The organism is Methylothermus subterraneus (genome assembly GCF_054656915.1).
Genome location: NZ_BAAHXK010000005.1, coordinates 116,118 through 139,432, shown reverse-complemented (window position 1 = coordinate 139,432; position 23,315 = coordinate 116,118). Strand labels below are relative to the sequence as shown.

General features: G+C 59.3%; 17 protein-coding genes. 7 read left to right on the top strand and 10 right to left on the bottom strand.

All coding sequences use genetic code 11. The features are described 5' to 3' along the window. The 6 genes from ACYQ3M_RS06195 to ACYQ3M_RS06170 are packed head-to-tail and all read right to left on the bottom strand — an operon-like array spanning window position 1 to window position 4,606. Window positions 1–525, bottom strand: coding sequence for a hypothetical protein (locus tag ACYQ3M_RS06195; RefSeq protein WP_460035197.1), 525 nt, complete (start codon window positions 523–525; stop codon window positions 1–3). A 9-nt stretch (window positions 526–534) separates the two neighbouring features. Next, a complete protein-coding gene (locus ACYQ3M_RS06190) occupies window positions 535–2,637 on the bottom strand; it encodes a TonB-dependent receptor family protein (RefSeq protein ID WP_460035196.1) in 2,103 nt (700 codons plus the stop codon). After that, window positions 2,634–3,239, bottom strand: coding sequence for a hypothetical protein (locus tag ACYQ3M_RS06185; RefSeq protein WP_460035195.1), 606 nt, complete (start codon window positions 3,237–3,239; stop codon window positions 2,634–2,636). The genes ACYQ3M_RS06190 and ACYQ3M_RS06185 overlap by 4 nt, the downstream gene beginning before the upstream one ends. Window positions 3,240–3,246: 7 nt before the next feature. Next, window positions 3,247–3,597, bottom strand: coding sequence for a copper resistance CopC family protein (locus tag ACYQ3M_RS06180; RefSeq protein WP_460035194.1), 351 nt, complete (start codon window positions 3,595–3,597; stop codon window positions 3,247–3,249). Then, window positions 3,594–4,061, bottom strand: coding sequence for a hypothetical protein (locus ACYQ3M_RS06175; protein ID WP_460035193.1), 468 nt, complete (start codon window positions 4,059–4,061; stop codon window positions 3,594–3,596). Before ACYQ3M_RS06175 ends, ACYQ3M_RS06180 begins: the two co-directional genes overlap by 4 nt. Further along, window positions 4,061–4,606: a hypothetical protein gene (locus tag ACYQ3M_RS06170; RefSeq protein WP_460035192.1), complete on the bottom strand. Its 546-nt coding sequence runs from the start codon at window positions 4,604–4,606 to the stop codon at window positions 4,061–4,063. Before ACYQ3M_RS06170 ends, ACYQ3M_RS06175 begins: the two co-directional genes overlap by 1 nt. 219 nt (window positions 4,607–4,825) lie before the next feature. On the opposite strand from ACYQ3M_RS06170, the gene ribF reads away from it, so the two are divergent. Genes ribF through ACYQ3M_RS06150 form a run of 4 tightly spaced genes read left to right on the top strand, consistent with a single transcriptional unit; the run spans window position 4,826 to window position 9,747 of the window. Then, the gene (gene ribF, locus ACYQ3M_RS06165) at window positions 4,826–5,749 is read left to right on the top strand and encodes a bifunctional riboflavin kinase/FAD synthetase (RefSeq protein ID WP_460035191.1); all 924 of its coding nucleotides are present in this window, start codon (window positions 4,826–4,828) and stop codon (window positions 5,747–5,749) included. A gap of 12 nt (window positions 5,750–5,761) precedes the next feature. Next, complete coding sequence (gene ileS, locus ACYQ3M_RS06160; protein ID WP_460035190.1) at window positions 5,762–8,590, top strand: isoleucine--tRNA ligase; 2,829 nt, start codon at window positions 5,762–5,764, stop codon at window positions 8,588–8,590. 10 nt (window positions 8,591–8,600) lie between these two features. Continuing rightward, window positions 8,601–9,056: a signal peptidase II gene (lspA, locus tag ACYQ3M_RS06155; protein WP_460035189.1), complete on the top strand. Its 456-nt coding sequence runs from the start codon at window positions 8,601–8,603 to the stop codon at window positions 9,054–9,056. A gap of 13 nt (window positions 9,057–9,069) precedes the next feature. Then, window positions 9,070–9,747 (top strand): hypothetical protein, encoded by a 678-nt coding sequence (locus tag ACYQ3M_RS06150; RefSeq protein ID WP_460035188.1) that lies wholly within the window; start codon window positions 9,070–9,072, stop codon window positions 9,745–9,747. Between the two features lie 67 nt (window positions 9,748–9,814). Here the strand turns inward: ACYQ3M_RS06150 and ampD are convergent, their stop codons facing one another. Further along, on the bottom strand, window positions 9,815–10,381 hold the full coding sequence (ampD, locus tag ACYQ3M_RS06145; protein WP_460035187.1) for a 1,6-anhydro-N-acetylmuramyl-L-alanine amidase AmpD: 567 nt from the start codon (window positions 10,379–10,381) through the stop codon (window positions 9,815–9,817). A 127-nt stretch (window positions 10,382–10,508) separates the two neighbouring features. Between ampD and ACYQ3M_RS06140 the strand changes: the two genes are divergently transcribed. Continuing rightward, window positions 10,509–12,800 carry a DUF1631 domain-containing protein gene (locus ACYQ3M_RS06140; RefSeq protein WP_460035186.1) on the top strand — a complete coding sequence of 764 codons (2,292 nt, stop codon included), beginning with the start codon at window positions 10,509–10,511 and terminating at the stop codon, window positions 12,798–12,800. Here the strand turns inward: ACYQ3M_RS06140 and ACYQ3M_RS06135 are convergent. Beyond that, window positions 12,792–14,822, bottom strand: coding sequence for a sodium-translocating pyrophosphatase (locus ACYQ3M_RS06135; protein WP_460035185.1), 2,031 nt, complete (start codon window positions 14,820–14,822; stop codon window positions 12,792–12,794). The two genes, ACYQ3M_RS06140 and ACYQ3M_RS06135, sit on opposite strands and share 9 nt — an antisense overlap. Before the next feature lie 137 nt (window positions 14,823–14,959). Here ACYQ3M_RS06135 and ACYQ3M_RS06130 point away from each other — a divergent pair, with 137 nt between their 5' ends. Together ACYQ3M_RS06130 and ACYQ3M_RS06125 are read left to right on the top strand one after the other, a co-directional pair. Beyond that, window positions 14,960–16,465, top strand: a complete 1,506-nt coding sequence (locus ACYQ3M_RS06130; protein WP_460035184.1) for a R3H domain-containing nucleic acid-binding protein — start codon at window positions 14,960–14,962, stop codon at window positions 16,463–16,465. Between the two features lie 149 nt (window positions 16,466–16,614). Continuing rightward, entirely contained in the window at window positions 16,615–16,764 is a 150-nt protein-coding gene (locus ACYQ3M_RS06125; RefSeq protein ID WP_460035183.1) for a hypothetical protein, read from the top strand. 25 nt (window positions 16,765–16,789) lie between these two features. Here the strand turns inward: ACYQ3M_RS06125 and ACYQ3M_RS06120 are convergent, their stop codons facing one another. Together ACYQ3M_RS06120 and gltB are read right to left on the bottom strand one after the other, a co-directional pair. Further along, entirely contained in the window at window positions 16,790–18,232 is a 1,443-nt protein-coding gene (locus ACYQ3M_RS06120) for a glutamate synthase subunit beta (RefSeq protein ID WP_460035182.1), read from the bottom strand. Window positions 18,233–18,254: 22 nt separating this feature from the next. Continuing rightward, window positions 18,255–22,889: a glutamate synthase large subunit gene (gene gltB / locus ACYQ3M_RS06115; protein ID WP_460035181.1), complete on the bottom strand. Its 4,635-nt coding sequence runs from the start codon at window positions 22,887–22,889 to the stop codon at window positions 18,255–18,257. Between the last annotated feature and the right edge of the window lie 426 nt (window positions 22,890–23,315).

The window sequence follows — 23,315 nt, the reverse complement described above, 5'->3', positions numbered from 1 at the left end:
TTACAGCTTACGCATCCAATAAGCGCCAAGGGGCACGTAGTTTTTGCCTATATGGCTTTGAAAATAGGCGACTGCAAGCGGTTCGCCTTCCGGGTATTTCAGACTCACCTTCCCGCTTGAGGTCAAGTCGGAAATTTTAGCTTTGAGGGTTCGTTTCTTGCCTTCTACCAAAAAAGCCAATTCGACTTGGTCGCCGATTTGCCAGGTGGTTTGGCCGTGCTGGAATTGCGCCACGGGTTGGTAGCTTTCTAAAAACTCGGCTTGCCAGAGGTAATTGGCGCACAAGATCGGCTGGGTTTCTGGACCGAAATGGACCGCGTAGCCCAAGGTGCGCACTTTTTCTATGGTGCCAAGCAAATAGGCATCTTGGCATTTCGCCAAGACCTTTTCGCCTAGGAAATAGGGGGTGCTTTCCTTGGGGGAGAACCCTAAGGTTAGCCAAAGGAAAGCAAGCGCAAGCGGTATAGCGAGCCAGATCGAAGCTTTGAGGTTGCTGCCTAAGGTGTCGTCGTGAGGGGTATACATAGTGACCTCCTAAAGGTGGAAACGATAGTCAACGTTGACCACCGCGTAAGTCGGGATTCTGCCGTATTGGCCCGAGAGGGCCTCAGCGCTGCTTGGCCCATTGGGATGGTAGGCGCCGGACTTGAGGTTCATGAAGTCGCCGAATTGTTCGCTGACCACTACCGTCTCAAAGCGCAGGTCCAAGCCGGTGGGATGGGTGTAACCCACGGTGGCGGTGACTAGGTGTTCGGGAGCATAAGGTAGGCGGTTGCCGGGACTCGATCCGAATACCAAGCCGTTTGGGCAAGCCGGGGAAATAATGCCGTTGGTTTGCGGCAAACAGCGAAAAGCGCTTTCCGCGTCGGCGGTGGGAATCCAAGTGTAGGCCAGTTGAAGGTAGAAGTTGTGCGACCAGTTGAACATTTCCGCAGCCTCCAGCCTGACCCCTAGTTCCATCCCTTGAAACAAGGCCTTTCCTTGCGCCACCGGCGTATCGTTGCCGCCGACTGTGCCGACCGCTGTTAGGGAGTCAAAATCCATGCGGAAATAGCTCAAGTCGAGTTTGACGCCAGAAATAGGCCGAGCGTGCAAGCCAAATTCGTAGTTCCAGCTTAGCTCGGCATCGATTTCGATCGGACCGCCGGCGAGATTGTCTACCGCATCTTCTACTCTAGGCGGGGCAAAACCGCGGTGAAGGCCAAAAAACAGCTCGAGCTCTGGCCAGGGGGTATAGCTTATAGCCAGCGAAGGCAAGGGCTTAGTCAGCGAAAAATCCCCCCGTACATTCGGGGAGCTCAAACGGTTGATGCGGCGATAGTCAATAGCTTCCACCCGCACCCCCGGGGTAAGGCTGAGGTCGCCAAATAGGAATTTGTTTTGAAAATAGCCGGCGTAAGCGTCGGCATAGCGTTTATTGATTTCTACCGGCTCGCCGTTACGCGCTCTGGGGGCGGCCCCATCTTCAGTACGTCGGTCCTGGTCTTCGAAATGGGCCCTAAATCCGGTCTCTAGTTCGCCGGCAAAGCCAAAAAGTTGATAGTTCGCGTGAAATACGGGAGTGATGCCCCAGGTTTCGTATTTGCGCAGCCTGCCGCGGCTGAAGTCGCACGCATTGACATCGATGCGCTCGCCGAGCATGCGTAGGTTGCGCAGATTGACGCAATCTGGATCGCGTGCGGCCACAGCGAACTTTGCATAATCGTCGGTGGGCTGCTGGTTCATCTGCCGCCAGAAGTCGCGGTGAAAACGCGACCAATAAAAGCGGGTGGTCAGAAACCAGCGATCGCTCAGCCGCCATTGATGGGTGGCAGCAACTGACCAGCGATGGGTCGCAAACTCGTCGTTGGGGAAAGGATTGTATCTTGGACCAAAGTGGCGCCATTCCGCTTCGGTCAGACCAAAGGTCGATTGGGAATCCTCCCGGTAATAATCGGCATGAAATTGCAGGGTATGGGCTTGACCTAGGTTTAGACGGGTTTTCCAAAACACATCGTCTAACGCGACAAAAGTTTCGCGTCTGGAGCCCAACCCCTCTTTGTGGACGTAGTCAAGCAGCAACCCAGCCGTTTCATTTCCCCCGCCTAAACGCGCGTGCCCCGCTTTATAATCGCGAGTGCCGCCGGTGAAATTTATTTCGCCGGCAAAGCCCATGGGAATCTCCGGGGTGAGGTAGTTGACTGCACCGCCTATGGTCTGCGGTCCGAAGCGATTTAAATCTGGACCCTTGATGATTTCTACTGCTTGATAGCGTTCTATAGGTGGATGGTAGTAAATGTCGTTATCGCCATAAGGGGCAAAGTTCCACGGCAGGCCGTCTTCTAGAAACAGGGTTTTAGTCGAACGAAAAGGATTTAGACCGCGAAAGGCAATGTTGGGGCGAATACCAAATCCCTCCTCGTCGCGCACGTAAATGCCAGGCGCTTTGCGCAGGGCTTCGTTAACGTTGAAGACGTGAGCTGGGTAAAAATCCTGCGACCAGTCTAAAGTTTGACTGGATCCGCCCAAGCTGCTTTGCGTAGGATTTTGGCTCTCTACCACCAGAGTAGAAAGCTCGCTGAGCTGCTCTTTGGCATGTGAATAAGAGGAAAGCGCCGGCCAGAGAGACAGAGCCAAGGAAATCCATTTTTTCTTCATTCTTCGATGGGATTCGGTCTAACTGGGATAAGCTTGGGTAAGGCCAAAACTAGGATTAAAGCAAGCCCCAACATTAGGACAACCAGGCTCAACACGAGCCGGTTGGAGATCGACCCGTTACCTGCAGGGCCGACGTGTATCGGAATGTGTAAGGCCGAGGTTTCCGGAGGGACTTTAAGCTCGTCGTCGTACACGAGCAAGACTGCTTCGTAATCGCCGTTCGAGGTGAGATCGGCGGTGGTGGTAACCACCCCGGTTGGGGCTATTTTTGGCTCCGTTTGCGCTAAAACGTTCCTTTGGCTATCGACGATCCGCAGCATCACCGGTTTGTGGCGTGCATCGCGGTCGAGGAGATCGATAGAGATGTGGATGAGGCCCGCGCGCGGTAGGTTTTGGCACCAGGGCTTTAAGGATTGGCGCCCTTTTGCGATGTTGATATCGGCAAGGTAGGCAGCAAAGTTGGCCGCATAATAGGGGTTGGTTTGCAGGCAGCCGAATAAACCGCTTTTGCTGCCTGCTGGGTTGCGTGGCTTACCTAAAGGCACGGAGGCGTGAGCGATTGCGCTGAGAAACAGTAAACTCCACAACCAACGGCGCTGCATAGATTCCTCAATGGATCGTGAAATGTTGAATGCCGCTGAGCACCAAACCATCCTCGGTGAGCACCCGGTAACGCACGGCATAACGCCCTAATGTCAAAGGCGGAGTCGTGGTGGAGAGTTCTGCACCGTCTTCGATCAAACGGATTTGCATGTCGCCTCGATCAACGCGATTGCCAAATTCGTCGACCACGACCAAGCTCGGTGCCTGCGCTGAGATATTCCCTCGAAAGCGAAAGATCACCTGGCCGGCAAAATGAGAGAGTTTGGCATCGGCTGGCGGCGTCGAGGCGACTAACAAGGCGTCGCCTTGGGCGATCTGGGTAAGCGCGAGCAAAGACCAGAGAAAACGGCGCTTCATTGGATAATTCCTAACCAGCCTGCGAGGGTTAAAACCAAGGGATCCGCGATGGGGTGGAGAAATCCTAGGGTCAAAGTGCCTAGGGCGATAACGAATACCCAAAGCCAGATCCTGAGGTCGAAGTCGAGGCGGCGCCAGGCTAAATGGAAACCCGCCCAGCTTATTGCCCAAACGAGCGCAGCTAGGGTTTCCTTGCCTGCATACGAACCAATATTGCCGTTGGGCCCTGTCCCGTGCGCCCAAGGGATCCAAGCGCCGAACGCGAAGATCGCTTGCTCTAATTCGGGCGTCAGACGCGACAAATGGTGGGTTACCAGCAAGGTGAAAACGGCAAACAGCACGGAAGTGGAAGCGGCTACCAGCGGTCCAGAGGGCTTGGCTTTAAGGGCGCTGGAGATCTTGACAGCGACCGTCTTAGGTTCCGAGACGAGCAAAGAGGGTACAGAATGAGATTGCCGGTGCATTATACGAACCTGAGTTTGGCTAAAGTTACCCCGCTGACCCAGCCGATGAGCGCAAACATCCAAGCAGCCAATATCAACACGGCGAAAAACTGTGCCAGTTCGCGCCGCCGGAGCACTTGCTCGCCGTAATAAAACGCGCAAAACACCGCGGTCGTCAAAAGCAAGCATGGGAAAAGAGACACGAATTCCTTAAATTCCATCAGCACGTTATGAAAGGCCGGCGCGTTGGCCAAAATCCAATCGCGTGGCCCCTCTTCCCCACGGTAACGCATGTAGATCCAGTTGCCGCTCAAGGCAGCGGCCAAATTGGCTGCAAGAGCGATAAGCAGCCCATTTGGCAGGACTTCCCACGCAGTCCGGGCGCCGCGCAGTACCGGGTAGAGTCGATGCGCGAGATAGGTGACCGCGGCGAGGGCCAAAATCGAGCTTAAGCCGTGGACCGCCGCCTTGATCTGGTAAGGGCTCGGGAAAAACCAAAGCAAGGCTTCTCCTCCTCCTGTGAGGAGAAGAACGAAGCCAATTTGCAGCCAGACTAAGTCCTGCATAAAAATCTCGTAAAAGTTCGGGTTGCTTGACCGGGCCGGTTTTTTGGCCTCATAGCTGAGCTTTTTGCGAAGGAGTAATTGCATAATTTGTGCCGTCTTAAAACTCGCTGGTCGCAAGCCATTGCTCGTATAAAAAGCTCTGCCCGAATGGGGCAGATGCCTTAAAGCTATTGGATATGCCGCATCGGTTGCGGCGGCTAATTTTGCTAGAATTTTGCGATGCGTTTGATCGTCGGTCTGCATCGCTCCCCGCCGCCGGGTACCGTGGCCACCGTCGGCAATTTCGACGGGGTGCATTTGGGCCACCGCCATCTCATCCATACTCTAGCGCGCGAAGGTGAGCGCTTAGGTTGGCCGGTGACGGTGGTCTTGTTTGAGCCCCAGCCGCTGGAATATTTCTTGAAAGAGCGGGCGCCGGCGCGGCTGACTTGTCTACGCGAAAAGCTGGCGCAGTTTAAGGGGTTGCCGGTGGATCAGGTGGTGGTGCTGCGGTTTAACTGGAAGCTCGCCGCCTTGCCTGCGTGGGACTTCATCGAGCGGGTGTTGGCCAAAGGGCTTAAGGTGAAGCACCTGGTCGTGGGAGAGGATTTCCGCTTTGGTCGCAACCGCGAGGGGGATTTTGCGCTGCTTAAAGCGGCGGGAGTGCGCTATCGGTTTGAGGTGAGCGCTGCGCCCACTTTTGCCTTGGACGGGATGCGCGTGAGCAGCACCCGCATCCGCGAGGCGCTGGCGCAGGGAGATTTGAAACTGGCGCAAGCCCTGCTCGGCCGCCCGTATTCCATGTGCGGGCGCGTGATCGCCGGCCGCAAGCGGGGGCGGGAGTTCGGTTTTCCTACCGCCAACCTCAACCTGCAGCGCCTAAGAAGCCCGGTTTGCGGGGTGTTTGCGGTCACTGTCCAGGGCGTGGCCGACCGGCCCTGGCCGGGGGTGGCGAACGTGGGCGTGCGTCCCACGGTGGAGCGGGGCAGTCGAGTGCTGTTGGAAGTGCACTTGTTCGATTTTACGGGCGAGCTTTACGGCCGTTATCTTGAGGTTTTCTTTCACCACAAGCTGCGCGATGAGCTTAAATTTCCCACCGTGGCAGCGCTGCGCGCGCAGATTCAAAAAGACGCGGCGGTTGCCCGCAAGCTGTTGCAACTTTGAGTGCCAAATCCTATGGACTATAAAAACACTTTAAACCTACCCCAAACCGACTTTCCCATGCGCGCCAATCTCGCCGGCCGCGAACCCGAGCGGCTGGCCAAGTGGCAGGCTTTGGGCCTGTATCAAAAAGTGCGCGAGCGCTGCCGGGGCCGGCCGAAATTCATCCTCCACGACGGCCCTCCCTACGCCAACGGCCCCATCCACATCGGCCATGCGGTCAACAAGATCCTCAAGGACATCATCGTCAAATCCAAGACTTTGAGCGGTTTTGACGCACCCTACGTGCCGGGTTGGGACTGCCATGGCCTGCCGATCGAACTTAAGGTGGAGCAAAAGCTCGGCAAGGTCGGCGTCAAAGTGTCTGCGGCCGAGTTTCGCCGAGCCTGCCGCGAGTACGCCCGATCTCAGGTCGAACTGCAGCGCCAGGATTTCATTCGGCTTGGGGTTCTTGGGGATTTTGATCGGCCTTACTTGACCATGGCGCCGCGCTTTGAGGCAGACATCCTGCGCGCGCTGGGCAAGATTTACGCCCGCGGGCACATCGAGCGCGGTTTGAGGCCGGTGTATTGGTGCACCGATTGCGCCTCGGCTTTGGCGGAAGCGGAGGTAGAGTACGAGCTCAAGCGCTCGCCCGCGATCGACGTGCGCTTTGCGGCGGCGGACGAGGCGGCGTTTCTGGCGCGCTGCCATCACGTGCCGGGACACGAAGGCCAAGGGCCGATCGCGGTCGTGATCTGGACGACCACGCCTTGGACCTTGCCCGCCAATCAGGCCGTCGCGCTCCACCCGGAGTTCGACTACGCCTTGGTCCAGTGCCGCCCCTCGCAGGGCCCGCAGCGCTTGCTCATCGCCGAAGGCCGGCTCAAGGACGTCATGGGTCGGTACGGGATTGCCGAGTATCGCGTGGTAGCCTACTGTCGCGGGCGCGATCTGGAAGGCCTAAGGCTGCGCCATCCCTTCTACGCGCGCGAGGTGCCCATTGTCCTGAGCGAGCACGTGACCCTGGAGGCCGGCACCGGCGCGGTCCACATCGCTCCCGGCCACGGCCAGGAGGACTACGTGGTGGGAAGACGCTACGGTCTGCCGGTGGTCAATCCGGTGGGCGACGACGGCCGCTTTTTGCCCGACACCGAGTTGTTTGCGGGGGAGCACGTGTTCACCGCCAACGACCGCGTGATCGAGGTGCTCAAAGCCCACGGCGCGCTCCTCCACGAAGAGGTGATCGAGCACAGCTACCCTCACTGCTGGCGTCATAAAACCCCGATCGTCTTTCGCGCCACGCCGCAGTGGTTCATCGCCATGGACAAATGCGGCCTGCGCCGACGCGCCTTGGAGGAAATCCGCAAAGTTCAATGGGTTCCGTCCTGGGGGCAGAGTCGGATCGAGGCCATGGTGGCAAATCGGCCCGATTGGTGCATCTCACGCCAACGCAACTGGGGCGTGCCGATCGCGGTATTCGTTCACCGTGAAACTGGGCATCTGCACCCCAACACGTTGGAATTGATCGAACAGGTCGCGCAGCGGATCGAGACGTCGGGAATCGATGCCTGGTTCGATCTGGATCCTAAGGAGTTGCTCGGCGAAGAAGCCGAGCGCTACGAAAAAGCTAGCGATATCTTGGACGTCTGGTTCGACTCGGGCGTCACCCACGAATGCGTCCTGAAGACGCACCCGGAGTTGGGTTTTCCGGCGGATTTATACCTGGAAGGTTCGGATCAACACCGCGGCTGGTTTCAGTCTTCGCTATTGACCGCGGTGGCGATGGCAGACTGTGCGCCGTACCGGGCGGTGCTGACCCACGGGTTCACCGTGGACGAGAAAGGGTACAAGATGTCCAAATCCCGCGGCAACGTGGTCTCCCCCCAAGAAGTGGTGAGCACGCTCGGCGCGGACGTGCTGAGGTTGTGGGTGGCGGCGACCGATTACCGCGGCGAGATGGCAGTCTCTCAGGAAATCTTGACCCGGGTGGCGGAGACCTACCGGCGGTTGCGCAACACTGCCCGCTATCTGCTCGCCAACTTGAACGGCTTTGATCCTGGCTGCCACCTAGTTCCTTACGCGGACCTTCTGGCTTTGGACGCGTGGGCGGTGGATCGCGCCTTTTGGCTCCAGCAGGAAGTGGTCAAGGCTTACGAAAGCTATCAGTTCCATCAGGTCTATCAGAAGGTCCACAACTTCTGCGCGGTGGACTTGGGCGGCTTTTACCTGGACGTGATCAAGGACCGCCAATACACCTGCCGCACCGACAGTCTGGCGCGACGTTCGACCCAGACCGCGATGTACCACATCGCCGAGGCACTGGTGCGCTGGCTGGCGCCGATTTTGAGCTTCACCGCCGATGAGGTGTGGGAATTCCTGCCTGGCGAGCGCGAGGAGTCGGTGTTTCTTACGACTTGGTATTCGGGCCTTTGCGCTTTGCCGGAAGACCACCCCATGAACCGCGCGTTTTGGGAGCAAGTGATCGCGGTGCGGGGGGAGGTCGCCAAAGAGCTGGAGAAGCTGCGCGCGCGCGGCGGGATCGGCGCTTCTCTGGAAGCCGAAGTGCGGCTTTACTGCAACGACGAGCTGTACGCGCTGCTCAACCGGCTCGAAGACGAATTGCGCTTCGTTTTGATTACCTCCAAAGCCGAGGTACTGCCCCTGGACCAGGCCCCGCCGGCCGCAAGCGAAGCGGAAGCGCTGGCGGGGCTTAAGATTCTGGCCGAGCCTTCGCCGCATCCCAAGTGCGTGCGCTGTTGGCATCGCCGCCCCGAGGTCGGGACCGATCCTAGGCATCCTGGTCTTTGTCGGCGCTGCGTGGAGAACGTCGAAGGCGAGGGCGAAGTGCGGCGGTATGCGTGAGGCAAAACGAGTGCAATTAATCTGGCTAGGCGTGGCGGCGGTGGTGGCAGCCCTCGATCAGCTCACCAAAATCTGGATCGCCGCACGCCTTCCTCTTGGCCAGAGCGTGGAGGTTTTGCCGTGCTTTCGCCTGACCCACGTGCGCAACCCAGGCGCGGCGTTTAGTTTTTTGGCCTCGGCCTCCGGCTGGCAGCGGTGGTTGTTTTTGGGGCTTGCGGTGGTGGCCGCAGGCGCCATTTTGGTCTGGCTGTGGCGGCTTGACGAGCGCAAACCCTGGGAGGGGGTAGGCCTTGCCTTGATCTTGGGCGGGGCGATCGGCAACTTTATCGACCGGGCGCGGTTTGGTTACGTGATCGACTTTTTGGACCTTTACTATCAAAGCTGGCACTGGCCGGCTTTTAATCTGGCCGACGCGGCGATCACTTTAGGGGTGGCGCTGCTGATGTGGCGAGGCAAGCGGAACTGAGCAAGGAAAAAACATGGCGATTGATCCTTCGAGACGGCAAAAACAATTGCAGCGCAAGCTGCAAAAGCGCAAGCAGAAAGTCGCGGCTAAAACTCAGGCGCGGGGACTGCGACCGGAGAAGTACCTTAAATACCCCGTGCTCGATTGCCTGTTGGGCGAGAGCGTCCACCGCGTAGGCATAGGCAGCCTGTTATTGGCGCGCGAAACGCCCTACGCCGAGGTCGCAGTCAGCGCCTTCGTGGTGGACGTCTATTGCCTGGGGGTCAAAGAGGCGTTCTTCACCGTCATGCGCAAGGCCGATTACTTGGGCAAGTTCAAGCCGATGCTGGCCAAGACCCATGAGGAGCAAGGCATTCGCCCGGTCGAACCGGCCTGTGCGCGCAAGCTCTTGCACGGCGCGGTGGCGTACGCCAAGGAGCTTGGTTTTGAGCCCGCCGAGGACTACTGGCGGGCGGAGAAATTATTTGGCGCGGCCGATCCTTCCCAGTGCGCGACCGATTACACCTACGGGCGGGAGGGCCGGCCTTGTTACATCCAAGGCCCCCACGACGATATGAAAACGGTGCGCTACGTTTTGGACAAGCTCAAAGAGCGCGTGGGCGAGGGCAATTTCGACTACCTCATCGAAATCGACGGCGAGCCGCAGGCCAGCCGGCCGGAATTGCTGGAGGCGCCTTCCGCAGCCGACTAGTTCGGCCAGGACCGGCCGCTATTCTTCCGTGTGGGAAGGAAAACCGTAGCGTCAAGACCGCTTTAGTTCAAATAGGCGCGGAAGAAGCCACAAGCTGGCGGAGCCGCGGCCAGTCAAAACTCGGCCCGGGGTCGGTCTTACGCCCCGGGGCGATGTCGCTGTGGCCTACGATGCGCTCTAGGGACAGCCCTTCGTAAGCGTTGAGCAGCACGCGCACGACTTTCGCCAAAATTCGGTATTGGTCCTCGGTGTAGGGGAGGGTTTCGGTGCCTTCCAGCTCGATGCCGATGGAAAAGTCGTTGCATCTTTCGCGCCCTTGAAAAGAGGAAACCCCCGCGTGCCAGGCGCGGCGGTGAAAAGGGACGTATTGGGTCAGGTTTCCCTGACGGTCGATGAAAAGGTGCGCCGACACTTTAAGTTCGGCGATCCCGGCAAAGTAAGGATGGGCTTTGGGATCGAGCCGGTTGGTGAACAGCTGGTCGATAAATCCTTTACCGAACTCCCCAGGAGGCAGGCTGATGCAGTGAATCACCAACAGGGAGATTTCCCCTGTCGGGCGTAGGTCCTGATTTGGGCTAGGGAGTTTGCGGACCGGCTCCAGCCAGCCTTCGCGAATGGTCAATTTTGTTCGCATGGTGTCAGAAAGTTTCCGTTTTTGCGATTTGAGTCACGCCTTCTTGGTAAGCGAGCGCTTAAGCTTAAATCTAAAGCCAAAGGTGCGACAACGACCACGCATGGGTTTAATTTTTGGAGAACGCGTTATGGTTCCGGAAAACAAAGTCGTCGATCTGAGCTCGGTAAGTCGCCCGCAAAATCTCAAGCTCAGCCCTTTGGTGGCCGAGTGCCGCGCGCTATTTCAGAAGGAATTCCAACCCTTGTGGGCGCGTTTTTTTGAGAAATTGGACGATGAGCTGTTTACCCTGTCCGACAAAGCGACGAGCCACATTTTGCAGGAGATGTACTTTGAGGCGATGCGCTATTTGCGCCGCGAGCGGGACAGTCTGGAACGCGCCTATCTGCAGGCGATCCTAAAAGGTTACGACGAGTTTTGGATTTTGCCGCCCAAGCCGGCGGCAGCCGCCAAGGCCGAGGTCAAGCGTTTGCGCGAGGACGATTTAACGCTGGTGGACCCCGAAGCACTGGAAGAGGACTTGGCGGTTTCGACCTTGATCGGCAAGGGCAACAACCTCTATTACAAGGATCTCTACGCCTTGAACAAGCGCTTTGCCAAATTGCTCGGATGCGCGGAGCTAAGCGAGGAGGACAATCCCTTTGGACCGCACCGATTAGGGCGGCTTTTGGCCGAGGCGCTGCGGCCATTGACTTTGGAGTTAAAAGTCAAGCTGATCCTTTATAAGCTTTACGAGCGCTACGTCATCGCCGAACTGGAGGGGGTGTACGACAGCCTGAACGAAGCTCTGGCCAAGGGGGGGATCCTGCCGGAGATTCCAAGAAAGCCGCGCAAGAGCGCAAGCCACGATCGCCCAATTGCCCAAGAGGAGGGCAAGCGGCAAGATTTTGGCCCTGAGCAGGCCGCCTACGTGCAGGCGCTTGAGGCCATGCATTCGCTGCTCGCCGCCTGGCGGGCGCAAGCGGGGCTGCCTTCGCTGGCGGCCAGCGGTCACGAACCGGGGGTGGTGGTCAGCAACACCCAAGAGGTGGTCTCTGCCCTCTCTGCCTTTCAGGATCCGGCGCTTTCGGCCAAGTTGACCGAAGCCCTGCAAAAAGGCGAGGAGGCCAATCTCAAGCTCATGCTGGTCGGCCGCCTGGGCGAAGAGCATGGAGGCAAACGGGCGCTGACGCCGATGGACGAAGACATCATCGACATGATCGGGATGATCTTCGATTTCATCCTCGAGGACCGCGGCTTACCGACCCCGGTTAAGGCTTTGATCGGCCGCCTGCAGATTCCGATCATTAAAGTGGCGCTCCTAGACAAATCCTTCTTCTCCAAAAAATCCCATCCGGCGCGCCTGCTGCTGAACCAATTGGCCCACGCGGGCATCGGCTTGTCGGGGGACGAGGCGTTGGAAGAGAACCCGGTGTTCCAGAAAATCCGCGCCACGGTGGAGAGGGTCCTGCTCGAGTTCGAGCAGGATGTGGGTTTGTTCGACGAGTTGCTGAAAGAGTTTACTCAGTTTTTGGAGCAGGAGGCCCAACGCAGCGAGCGCTTAGAGGAGCGCACTCGCCAAGCTACCCAGAGTAAAGAGCATTTGCTGTTGGCAAAAAAACAAGTCGCCGACGAGTTGGCTTCCCGCTTGCGCGGTCGGCAGCTTAGCCCCAACCTCAAACGTTTCTTCACCGCCACTTGGAAAGACGTGTTGCTGTTGGCCTGTCTGCGTCAGGACAAAGACCCCCAAGCGTGGCAAGCCAAGCTGGCGTTGACCGATACCTTGCTGCGAAGCCTGACCCCGCCTAAGGACGCAAGCGAAGCCAAACGCATAAGGCAGCGACTCCCGGGGCTTATGCGCGCATTGCGCCAGGAATTGGAGGCGATCTCGCTCGATCCTAAACAGATCGCCTTGATTTTCAAGGAGCTGGAGGCGGCGCATCGCGCGCTGCATCTTCAAGAAAGCGGGCCGGAACCTTATCTTGCGCAGGAAATCGAGGCGATCTCTGCCAACTTGCCGGAAGTGGAAGGGATTTCGGTCACCGAACTGGTCGATATTCGGGAAGAAGACATCGCCGAGGAAATCGTTCTGGCGACGGAAATCCAATCCGAAGAGGAGGACGAATTCCTAGCCCAGGCTAGGAAATTGGAGGTTGGCGATTGGCTCGAGTTGACCGATGCCCAAGGCAAAATCAACCGTGTCAAGCTTTCCTGGATCAGCAAGGTGACCGGAGTCCGGGTGTTTGTCAACCGCCGCGGGATGAAGGTGGCCGAATACACTTTGCACGGGCTGGCGGCGGAGTTCCGCCGCGGCAGCGCTAAGACCATCGAGGGCAAGATCCCGCTGATGGATCGGGCCTTGACGGCGATGATGAACGTGCTCAAATCGCCGGCCAAGCAAATGGGAAGCGGCGATTTCCAGGCCGCGCCGGAATTAGTGTAAGAGCGGCGCCAGCAGCACCGCCACGAGGCTGAGCGCTTTGCTCATGATGTTGATTGCGGGGCCGGCGGTGTCTTTGTAAGGGTCACCGACGGTGTCGCCGGTGACCGCGGCGTGATGGGCCGCCGAACCTTTGCCGCCGAAGTGGCCGGCTTCGATGTATTTCTTGGCGTTGTCCCAGGCGCCGCCGCCGGTCCCCATGGACAAGGCTAGAATCAGGCCGGCAGTGACCGATCCAAGCAACATGCCGCCGACCAGAAGCGCCATGCTCCCCGGAGGCAGCCAGGGCGCGATGCAGGCGGCAGCTACGGGGGCGAGAATAGGCAGCAGACCTGGAGCCATCATGCCGAGGATGGCGCTGCGGGTGAGGATGGCGACGGCTTGGGCGTAATCCGGCTTGGCTTGCCCGGTCAAAATAGCCGGATTGTCCCGAAACTGCCGGCGGACCTCCTCCACGATTCGGGAAGCGGCCTTTCCTACCGCATCCAAGGCCAGACCGCTGAACTCAAAGGGCAACAGCGCGCCGAGAAAAAGCCCTGCGACTACGTAGGGATCGTCCAAGGAAAAGTTCAGGTTGGCGGCGCGAACCCCAAACTCCAGCTTGTAAGCGACGATCAGAGTCAAGGCGGCCAGCCCCGCCGCGCCGATGGTAAAGGCTTTCGTCAAGGCCTTGGTCGTGTTGCCGGCGGCGTCTAGGGCATCGGTCCCCGTCCGCACCGCTTTGGGAAGGTGGGCCATCTCGACTAAACCGGCGGCGTTGTCGGCCACCGGTCCGTAAGCATCGATGGCGGTGACGATAGGGGTCAGGGCCAGCAAAGCGGTGGTAGCGATCGCGATCCCGTAGATCCCCGCAAGCTGATGGGCGCCGACGACGCCTGCGGCGACCAATAGGGTGGGAAAGGCGGTGGATTGCATACCCACGGCCAGCCCGGCGATGAGGTTGGTGGCGTGCCCCTGGCAGGAAGCGGCGGCGATGCGCTGTACCGGCCTGAAGCGGGGACTGGTGAAATACGCGGTGTTAACAACCAGCCCCAATCCCACCCCGAGCCCGATTAAAGCCGTGCCAAACAGCGCGTTTTTCCATTCCGGATGCGCCTGCAGCAGCTGCTCGCCGATCCAATAATAACTGAATGCGGTAAACCCAATGCTGATGGTCACTGCGCGCAGCAGGGCAAAACCAACGCCGGCGTTTTTAAGCAGCCAGAGAAATTGACTTCCGAGCAACTGGGCGAGCAGCGCCGCACTGCCTAGCGCCAACGGGTAATGTTGGAAAATGGGTTCTGCGCTCAAGCGGGAAGCGACCAGGACGCTTGCCGCCAGGCTAACCGTGTAACTTTCGAACACATCCGCTGCCATCCCGGCACAATCACCCACGTTGTCGCCGACGTTGTCGGCGATCACCGCCGGGTTGCGCGGATCGTCTTCGGCAATGCCCTGCTCTATTTTGCCGGCCAGATCGGCTCCCACGTCGGCAGCTTTAGTAAAGATTCCACCACCCAGTCGGCCGAAGATGCTAACCAGGGAAGCGCCAAACCCAAGCCCAGCTAAGGGCGTCAGATTGTCAGGTTCCGGCCCGGCGCGCAAGAACAGATAAAAGCCAGAAACGGCCGCGAGCGCCAGACTCCCAAGCAAGAATCCGGTGACCGAGCCGCTCCGATAAGCGATTTTAAGCGCCCGCGCCACGTTTGTTTGAGCAGCCGTGGCAGTGCGTACGTTGGCTCTTACGGCCACCGCCATCCCTAAGATACCGGCGGTCGCCGAGCCTACTCCCCCTAAGGCAAATCCTAAGGCGGTTGTCAGGCCGAATTGGGGAAGGGCCCACAATAAAAGAAACACCGCCGCGCCGACGGCAGCGATGGTGCCGTATTGGACTTGGATAAAAGCCGCCGCGCCTTCGCGTATCGCTCGATAGGGCGCCTGCAAGGCGTCTCCTCCGCGCGGTTGGCGCAGGACCCAAAGGGCGCAGCCGAACGCATAAGCGATGCCCAATGCGGCGGCCAGAAAACTCAGCTTAAGGGGCCACATGCCTTGTCTCCTAAATTTCCGTTTGAACTCCGCCGCCTAAAGCGGGTCTTACGGGCGATTCGATTTGCACGCCTTAAAGTCTCTTGCAATAATGCATTGCGCATCGCAACGGTGCAACCCTACCGCGGGCCACGCCTATGAGTATTTACCCGGTAAACGACGATCTTGAACTGCTGTTGCAAACTTTACCCGGTTCGCTGCGAGATAGGCTCGCCGAGCTTCCCAACGAAGACCTCTTGGAAATCGTCCTGGATCTAGGTCGGCCACCGCAGGCGCGCTACGCGGATCGGTCGCTCCTTCTTGCGGAAACGCCGGTGACCCGCGCCGATCTGAACTACGTGGTGGATTGGGTCGGGGAATTTGGCGCGGATAACCGCGCCGGTATTGAAGGCACCTTGCACCGGATCTCGGCGATTCGCAATCGCAAAGGCGAGATCGTCGGGTTGACCTTGCGAGTAGGGCGGGCGGTGACCGGCACCATCGACCTGATCCGGGACTTGATCGAATCCGGCCGCAGCCTCTTGCTTCTGGGCCGGCCCGGGGTAGGCAAGACCACCAAGCTGCGGGAAGTGGCGCGGGTCTTGGCGGATGATTTCGGCAAGCGGGTGATCGTTATCGACACCTCCAACGAAATCGGCGGCGACGGCGACGTTCCCCACCCAGCCATCGGCAGCGCCCGGCGGATGCAGGTGCCCCATCCCGATAAACAGCACGCGGTGATGATCGAGGCGGTGGAGAACCACATGCCGGAGGTGATCGTCATCGACGAGATCGGCACCGCCGCTGAGGCCCTGGCCGCCCGTACCATCGCGGAACGCGGCGTGCAATTGATCGGCACCGCTCATGGCAACACCTTGGCGAACCTGGTGCAAAATCCCACGCTTTGCGACTTGGTGGGAGGGGTACAGACGGTTACCCTGGGAGACGAGGAAGCGCGCTTTCGCGGTACCCAAAAAACCGTCAGCGAGCGCAAAGCGCCGCCCACTTTCGAGCAGGTGGTGGAATTGGTCAGTCGCGACGAGTTGATCGTTCATTTGGATACCGCCGCAGCGGTGGACGCCCTCTTGCGAGGCGAAGACGCCGGGGGAGTGCGGCGGACCGCTGCTGGGGAAACACCGGTGGCAATGAGCCAAAGCGCATCACCATTCCCCGGGCAAGCGTTGTCCCCTGAGCTCCTCAAGGGAGAAATCCGCATTTATCCCTATGCGATCAGCCGCGATTTGGTCGAGCGCGTGATCCGCAGCTTCCGCTTCGATGCCCGCACCGTGGCCAACCCCGAACGCGCCGATATGGTGCTGGCGTTGCGCTCGCGGGCAGAGGATGCCCGCCTGCGCCGGATTCTCAACGCCTATAAGCTACCCCTCCATTGCGTCAAAAAGAGCACCACCGCCCAGATCCGGCGCTTGCTCCTGCATGTCTTTAGCCTGCCGGTCGACGCGGCAGACGGCGATGAGGTGGAGGCCGCCGTGAACGAGACCGAAGCGGCGGTGCGCAAAGTTTTAGAAGAATCGGTGGCGGTGGAGCTGGCGCCTCAGCCACGCGAGATTCGCAAAATCCAGCACCACATCGTCAATCGCTATCACCTGGTCGCAGAGAGCGTCGGCTGCGATCCTTTTCGGCGTTTGGTGATCTATCCCGGCTGATCTCTTGAGCGCCTGCGGGCGCGGGTCGAATTGTTTTTTTTGCCTTGGCTGAACACGCGCCCCAAGCGATGCGATTTTTTGTCTGCGCTTTGGCGCAGGAAGGTCGCGGTTTTAACTTTTCCCAATCCTTTCAGCAGCTTACCTAGATTATGCAAGCAGGGATGCAGGCGAAGGAAATCCGCCGGGCGGACCCGGCGGTAGCGAGCGCGTGGTTCTACGGCGTCGTCATCCAGAGCGTGCAAATGCGCTTGGATAGCGCGTTGGCAAAACCGCTGAATTGGTATTTGCTTGACACCTGAACGGCGGGATGCCGTCGCCTTAAACCTAGGCGGGAAGCTCGGAATAGCCCATCAAGTATTCGTCCACCGCCCGGGCGGCTTGGCGGCCTTCCCGGATCGCCCATACGACCAAGGACTGTCCGCGACGCATGTCGCCGGCGGCAAACACTTTGTCGATGGAAGTCCGGTAGGTGCGGGTATCGGCTTTGACGTTGCCACGCGGATCCAGCTCAACCCCAAGCTGCTCTACCATTCCCTGATGGACGGGATGGACGAACCCCATGGCCAAGAGGACCAGGTCGGCGTCGAGGGTGAACTCGCTCCCTGGGATTTCCCGCATCGTGTAGCGGCCGCTTGCATCCTGTTGCCATTCGACCTGGACGCAGTGAACTTTCCTGACCTGACCGCCTTTGCCTTCAAAGGCCACCGTGGACACGGAAAACAGGCGCTCGCACCCTTCCTCGTGAGAGGTGGAGGTGCGCAGCTTGTTTGGCCAGTACGGCCAGGTTAACAGCTTGTTTTCCTTTTCCGGGGGTTTAGGCAGGATTTCCAGCTGTACGACCGAGATCGCGCCTTGCCGGATGGAGGTGCCGATGCAGTCGGAGCCGGTGTCGCCGCCGCCGATGACGACAACCCGCTTGCCGGTGGCGAGGATAGCCTTGTGGGGAGGAATCTCATCGCCGGCCACGCGCCGGTTCTGCTGGGTCAGGAACTCCATGGCGTAATGAATGCCTTTGAGCTCGCGCCCGGGAACTTCAAGATTGCGAGGTTTTTCCGCACCTCCCGCCAGGACGACGGCGTCGTAGCGGGCAAGCAGCGATGGCACGGAAACGTTTACCCCAACGTGGGTGTTTGGGCAAAATTCCACGCCTTCGGCGCGCATCTGCGCCATGCGCCGGTCAATATGGTGTTTTTCCAGTTTGAAATCGGGAATCCCATAGCGCAGCAATCCGCCGATGCGGTCGTTTTTCTCGTACACTACCACGCGGTGACCGGCCCGCGCCAATTGTTGGGCGCAGGCAAGCCCGGCCGGGCCGGAACCGACCACGGCCACCCATTTGCCGGTGCGCACCTTGGGGATTTGGGGTTGGATCCAGCCTTCTTCCCAGGCCCGGTCGACGATGCTGCACTCGATCGTCTTGATGGTAACTGGGCTGTCTTCTAGGTTTAGGGTACAGGCGGCTTCGCACGGGGCAGGGCAGATGCGGCCGGTAAACTCGGGAAAATTGTTGGTGCGGTGCAGTTCTTCGATCGCTTCGCGCCAACGGTTGCGGTAGACCAGATCGTTCCAATCCGGAATCAAGTTGTTTACCGGACAGCCGTGGTGGCAATAGGGAATGCCGCAGTCCATGCAGCGCGCGCCCTGCTCGGACACTTCTTCCTCCGTGAGGGGAAGGACGAATTCGCGAAAGTGTTGGATTCTGTCGGATACCGGCGCATAGCCGCGATCGCGCCGAGGAATTTCCAAAAAACCGGTCGGTTTTCCCATATAGACCTCGTTGCTTTGAACCTTAAGCCGGCAGCAACGCGCGCGCGCGTGGCGATTGCTGTTGCAGCTGTTCGAGCGCGCGCCGGTAATCGATCGGCATCACTTTGACGAATTTGGGCCGGAACTTGGCCCAATTTTCCAAAATCTGGCGTGCGCGCAGGCTGCCGGTGTAATGGCAATGAGTCTGAATCAGGCTTTTTAAGCGCTGTTCGTCGTAGCGCGTTAAGTCGTGAGCGACTTTGACCCACCCGTGGGTTTCCAGATCGCCGCCCTGATGTTCTAAGGCTTCCAAAGCTTGGTCTTCCGCCAGCACCGGCTCCAGTTCGACCATCGCGAGGTTGCAACGCTTTTCGAAGTCGCCGCGCTCGTCCAACACGTAAGCGATGCCGCCCGACATGCCAGCAGCGAAGTTGCGCCCAGTTTCGCCTAGGACCACCACGATGCCGCCGGTCATGTATTCGCAGCCGTGGTCGCCTACGCCCTCGACCACCGCGATGGCACCGGAGTTGCGCACCGCGAAGCGTTCGCCGGCCACCCCACGGAAGAAGCATTCGCCGCTGATGGCGCCGTACAGGACGGTATTGCCGACGATGATGTTTTCTTCCGCCACGATCGGCGCTGCTTTCGGCGGATAGATGATAATCCGGCCGCCGGAGAGCCCTTTGCCGACGTAGTCGTTGCCCTCTCCCTCAAGTTCCAAAGTGATTCCCCGCGCCAACCACGCGCCGAAGCTTTGCCCCGCAGTTCCGTTGAGTTTGATGTGGATGGTGTCGTCGGGCAAGCCTTCGTGGCCGTAGCGCCTTGCGACCTCACCGGAGAGCATGGCGCCTACCGAGCGGTCGGTGTTGTTCACCTTAAGTTCGATGCGCACCGGCTTTTGCGCTTCCAAGGCCGGCTTGGCCGCTGCGACAAGGAAGTGGTCTAGGGCGCGATCGATTTCGTGGGGCTGGGGTTCGCAGCAATAGATCGCTACCTTGGGGCCGGCCTGGGGTTTGGCGAGCAGCTTGCTAAAATCCAAACCTTTGGCCTTGTAGTGATCGATGGCGTCGGTCATATCCAAACGGTCGGACTGCCCGATCATCTCGTCAAACCGCCGATAGCCGAGTTGCGCCATCAGCTGCCGGACCTCCTCGGCGACGAAGAAGAAGTAGTTGACCAGGTATTCCGGTTTGCCCTTAAAGCGCTTGCGCAGGACGGGGTCCTGGGTCGCGATCCCCACCGGACAGGTGTTGAGGTGGCACTTGCGCATCATGATGCAGCCGGACACGATGAGGGGCGCGGTGGCAAATCCAAACTCATCTGCCCCAAGCAACGCGCCGATCACCACATCCCGGCCGGTGCGCAGCCCGCCGTCGACCTGCACGCAAATGCGGCCGCGCAGCTTGTTGAGCACCAGCGTCTGGTGGGTCTCGGCCAGGCCGATCTCCCACGGGAGACCGGCGTGCTTGATGGAGGTCAAAGGGGATGCCCCGGTGCCGCCTTCGTAACCGGAAATGGTCACGTGGTCGGCGTGCGCCTTGGCCACCCCCGCGGCGATCGTCCCCACGCCAAGGCCGGAGACCAGTTTGACGCTGATGCGCGCCTTGGGGTTGACGCATTTTAGGTCGTAGATCAGCTGCTTTAGGTCTTCGATGGAATAAATATCGTGATGGGGGGGCGGCGAGATCAGCCCCACCCCCGGGGTGGAGTGGCGCACCTTGGCGATGATCTGGTCCACCTTGTGTCCGGGCAACTGGCCGCCCTCACCGGGTTTAGCCCCCTGACAGATTTTGATCTGAATGTCGTCGGCGTTGACCAGATATTCGGTGGTCACTCCAAACCGGCCAGAAGCCACCTGCTTGATCGCCGAACGCATCGAATCCCCATTGGGCAGAGGCCGGAACCGTTCCGGGAGCTCTCCGCCTTCGCCGGTGTTGGATTTACCGCCGATGCGGTTCATCGCGATGGCCAAAGTGGTGTGGGCCTCCCACGAGATCGAACCGAAGGACATCGCCCCGGTAGCGAAGCGCCTGACGATCGAGCTGGCCGGTTCCACTTCATCCAGGGGGACCGGCGGGCGATCGAATTTAAAGCGCATCAGCCCCCGCAGGGTGAACACGCGCTCGTTCTGGTCGTTGATCAGGCGGGTGTATTCTTCGTACGTTTTGAAATCGTTGCTGCGGGTGGCGTGCTGGAGCTTGGCGATTGATTCCGGAGTCCAGGCGTGGACCTCCCCGCGCACGCGATAGGCGAACTCGCCGCCAAGGTCCAGAGATTTGCGTAATTCTAAGGAGTTTTGATAGGCGCGTCGGTGCCGCTTGAGGGTTTCGGCGGCGATTTCTTTAAGACCTACGCCTTCAATGACGCTGGTGGTGCCGCTGAAGTAGCGGTCGAGGAAGTCCTGATTCAATCCTAAGGCGTTAAAAATTTGCGCGCCGCAGTAGGATTGATAGGTGGAGATACCCATTTTGGACATGACTTTGAGAATACCTTTGGCCACCGCTTTGATGTAGCGTTTTTGCGCTTCTTCTGCGCTGATCGGTTCGGGCGCGAAAAGGCGCAAATGCGCAATAGCGTCTAAAGCCAGGTAAGGGTTGATGGCTTCGGCGCCGTAACCGGCCAGGACGCAGAAGTGGTGCACCTCGCGCGCTTCTCCGGTTTCGACCACCAGCCCGGTTTCGGTCCTTAAGCCCTTGCGGATCAGGTGGTGGTGCACGGCTGAGGTGGCCAAGAGCGCTGGAATGGCCACGTGGTCGGCGTTCATTTCCCGGTCGGAGAGGATCAGGATGTTGTTGCCGTCGAGGACGGCGCGCTCGGCTTGCTCGCACAGGCGATCGAGCGCTCTGGCCATGCCTTCCTCGCCCTCGGCGACCGGATAGCAAAAGCTTAAAGTTTTGGTGCGAAAAGCACCCTGCGTGCGCGGTTCGATGTAGCGGATCTTCTCCAGGTCGACGTTGGTGAGGATGGGTTGTTGCGCCTCCAGGCGCATGTGCGATCCGCCATGATTCAGGCCAAGCAGATTCGGCCGCGGGCCGATCAGGCTCACCAAGGACATGACCAGCTCTTCGCGGATCGGGTCGATGGCCGGATTGGTGACCTGGGCGAAAGCCTGCTTGAAGTAGTCGTAGAGCAGGCGCTCCCGGCTAGACAAAACCGCCAACGCGGCGTCGTTGCCCATCGACCCAACCGGATCCTGCCCGCTTACTGCCATCGGCTGCAAGAAGAACTTGATGTCTTCCTGGGTGTAGCCGAATGCTTTGAGCCGCTCGTGCAAGGTGTTTTCGTCCGGGGGCATGGGGGCCACTTCCGGTTCCAGCTTCTCCAGCCGGATTTGCGTCTTGTCCAGCCACTCCTGGTAGGGAGCGCGACTTGCCAGTTCCGCCTTGAGCTCGGCGTCGTCGATGATTCGGCCCGCTTCAAGGTCGATCAACAGCATCTTGCCGGGCTGCAGGCGCCATTTCTTGACGATCTTCTCTTCCGGCACCTTGAGCACGCCCATCTCCGAGGCCATGACCACCAGCCCGTCCTCGGTCAGAAAATAGCGCGCCGGACGCAGGCCGTTGCGGTCTAAGGTAGCGCCGATCTGGACGCCATCGGTGAAAGCGATGGCCGCCGGACCGTCCCAAGGCTCCATGAGCGCGGCGTGGTATTCGTAGAAAGCGCGGCGTTTTTCGTCCATCAGGGGGTTGCCGGCCCAAGCTTCGGGGATCAAGAGCATCATCGCGTGCGCGAGCGAATACCCGCCGGCGACCAACAGCTCCAGGGCGTTGTCAAAGCACGCCGAATCCGACTGCCCCTCGGCGATCAGCGGCCAAAGCTTGTCCAGATCCTCGCCCAAAATTTCGGATTTCATCGCGTGCCGGCGCGCCGCCATCCAGTTGAGGTTGCCGCGCAGGGTGTTGATCTCGCCGTTGTGGGCGATGAGGTGGAACGGCTGGGCGAGCTCCCAAGACGGGAAAGTGTTGGTCGAGAAGCGCTGGTGGACCAGCGCCAGCGCCGAGACCATGCGCTTATCGTGCAGCTCCGGGTAGTACTTGCCGACTTGGGCGGCGAGCAACATGCCTTTGTAGACCAGAGTGCGCGAAGAGAAAGAGGGAATACAAAACCCCGCCGGATCGTCCAGGCCGAGCGCACGGATTTGGTTTTCCACCTGTTTGCGGATAACGAACAGTTTGCGCTCGAAGGCGTTTTGGTCCGGGCAATTTTCGCCCCGGCCGACGAAGATCTGCCGCACTACCGGTTCAACTTCCCTGGCCGATTCGCCGATTTCGCGATTGTCCGTGGGAACGTCGCGCCAACCCAAAACGGTTTGCCCTTCGGCGACGATGAATCGCTCCAGAATCTGTTCACACCGCTTCCGGTTTTCCGACCGTTGCGGGAGAAACACCATTCCTACTCCGTAATTGCCCTCTGGCGGCAGGACGATACCCTGTTTGGCGCATTCTTCACGCAGGAAGCGGTCCGGCATCTGAATCAGGATTCCGGCGCCGTCACCCGCTAGGGGGTCGGCTCCCACGGCACCGCGATGGGTCAAGTTGGTGACGATCTCCAAGCCCTGTTCAATGATCGCGTGGCTTTTGCGGCCTTGGACGTCGGCGACGAAACCGACACCACAAGCGTCGTGTTCGTAGCCGGGATCGTACAAACCCTGTTTAGGCGGCAATCGGCTGTGACTCATGTTTGACCTCGTCTGCACGATACGTAGGACCTACAGTTTCTGCTCTCAAGAAAGTGCGCAAATATGCGCACCGTTCTCTTCCTGCCCCGACGTTTGCGCGTCGTATCTGACAGGCGTGACTTTCCCGACTGCGGCAGAGACCCTCTCTGCCGCAGCGCCGCCGTTACCGGACGGACTCGCCACGGGTAGGGCCGTTGCGGTGGCCAGCCGTTTTAAGTTGAGCGCCGCCGTGCCTACGCTCATCCTAGTGCTTTCCATGAGTATGGTTATACGCCATCAGGCACTTTTTGTAATACTAGAGTTTAGCTCCTTTAGGGTCCTGATGCTTTCACAGAAAAGCACTAGAGAATAGGAAAGTTAGGCGAGATTTGCAAGGACTTTGCGATTGAGTTTAAAAGCTTGTCGCTTGAGTTGGTTTTGTGAACT

What these genes read in the sequence shown, in the direction of transcription:
- ACYQ3M_RS06170 (WP_460035192.1), bottom strand. Translation starts at nt 4,606, where the DNA reads ATGCAGGACTTAGTCTGGCTGCAAATTGGCTTCGTTCTTCTCCTCACA.
- ribF (WP_460035191.1), top strand. Translation starts at nt 4,826, where the DNA reads ATGCGTTTGATCGTCGGTCTGCATCGCTCCCCGCCGCCGGGTACCGTG.
- ACYQ3M_RS06150 (WP_460035188.1), top strand. Translation starts at nt 9,070, where the DNA reads ATGGCGATTGATCCTTCGAGACGGCAAAAACAATTGCAGCGCAAGCTG.
- ACYQ3M_RS06195 (WP_460035197.1), bottom strand. Translation starts at nt 525, where the DNA reads ATGTATACCCCTCACGACGACACCTTAGGCAGCAACCTCAAAGCTTCG.
- ampD (WP_460035187.1), bottom strand. Translation starts at nt 10,381, where the DNA reads ATGCGAACAAAATTGACCATTCGCGAAGGCTGGCTGGAGCCGGTCCGC.
- ACYQ3M_RS06120 (WP_460035182.1), bottom strand. Translation starts at nt 18,232, where the DNA reads ATGGGAAAACCGACCGGTTTTTTGGAAATTCCTCGGCGCGATCGCGGC.
- ACYQ3M_RS06175 (WP_460035193.1), bottom strand. Translation starts at nt 4,061, where the DNA reads ATGCACCGGCAATCTCATTCTGTACCCTCTTTGCTCGTCTCGGAACCT.
- ACYQ3M_RS06190 (WP_460035196.1), bottom strand. Translation starts at nt 2,637, where the DNA reads ATGAAGAAAAAATGGATTTCCTTGGCTCTGTCTCTCTGGCCGGCGCTT.
- gltB (WP_460035181.1), bottom strand. Translation starts at nt 22,889, where the DNA reads ATGAGTCACAGCCGATTGCCGCCTAAACAGGGTTTGTACGATCCCGGC.
- ACYQ3M_RS06180 (WP_460035194.1), bottom strand. Translation starts at nt 3,597, where the DNA reads ATGAAGCGCCGTTTTCTCTGGTCTTTGCTCGCGCTTACCCAGATCGCC.
- ACYQ3M_RS06135 (WP_460035185.1), bottom strand. Translation starts at nt 14,822, where the DNA reads ATGTGGCCCCTTAAGCTGAGTTTTCTGGCCGCCGCATTGGGCATCGCT.
- ACYQ3M_RS06140 (WP_460035186.1), top strand. Translation starts at nt 10,509, where the DNA reads ATGGTTCCGGAAAACAAAGTCGTCGATCTGAGCTCGGTAAGTCGCCCG.
- ACYQ3M_RS06185 (WP_460035195.1), bottom strand. Translation starts at nt 3,239, where the DNA reads ATGCAGCGCCGTTGGTTGTGGAGTTTACTGTTTCTCAGCGCAATCGCT.
- ileS (WP_460035190.1), top strand. Translation starts at nt 5,762, where the DNA reads ATGGACTATAAAAACACTTTAAACCTACCCCAAACCGACTTTCCCATG.
- ACYQ3M_RS06125 (WP_460035183.1), top strand. Translation starts at nt 16,615, where the DNA reads ATGCAAGCAGGGATGCAGGCGAAGGAAATCCGCCGGGCGGACCCGGCG.
- ACYQ3M_RS06130 (WP_460035184.1), top strand. Translation starts at nt 14,960, where the DNA reads ATGAGTATTTACCCGGTAAACGACGATCTTGAACTGCTGTTGCAAACT.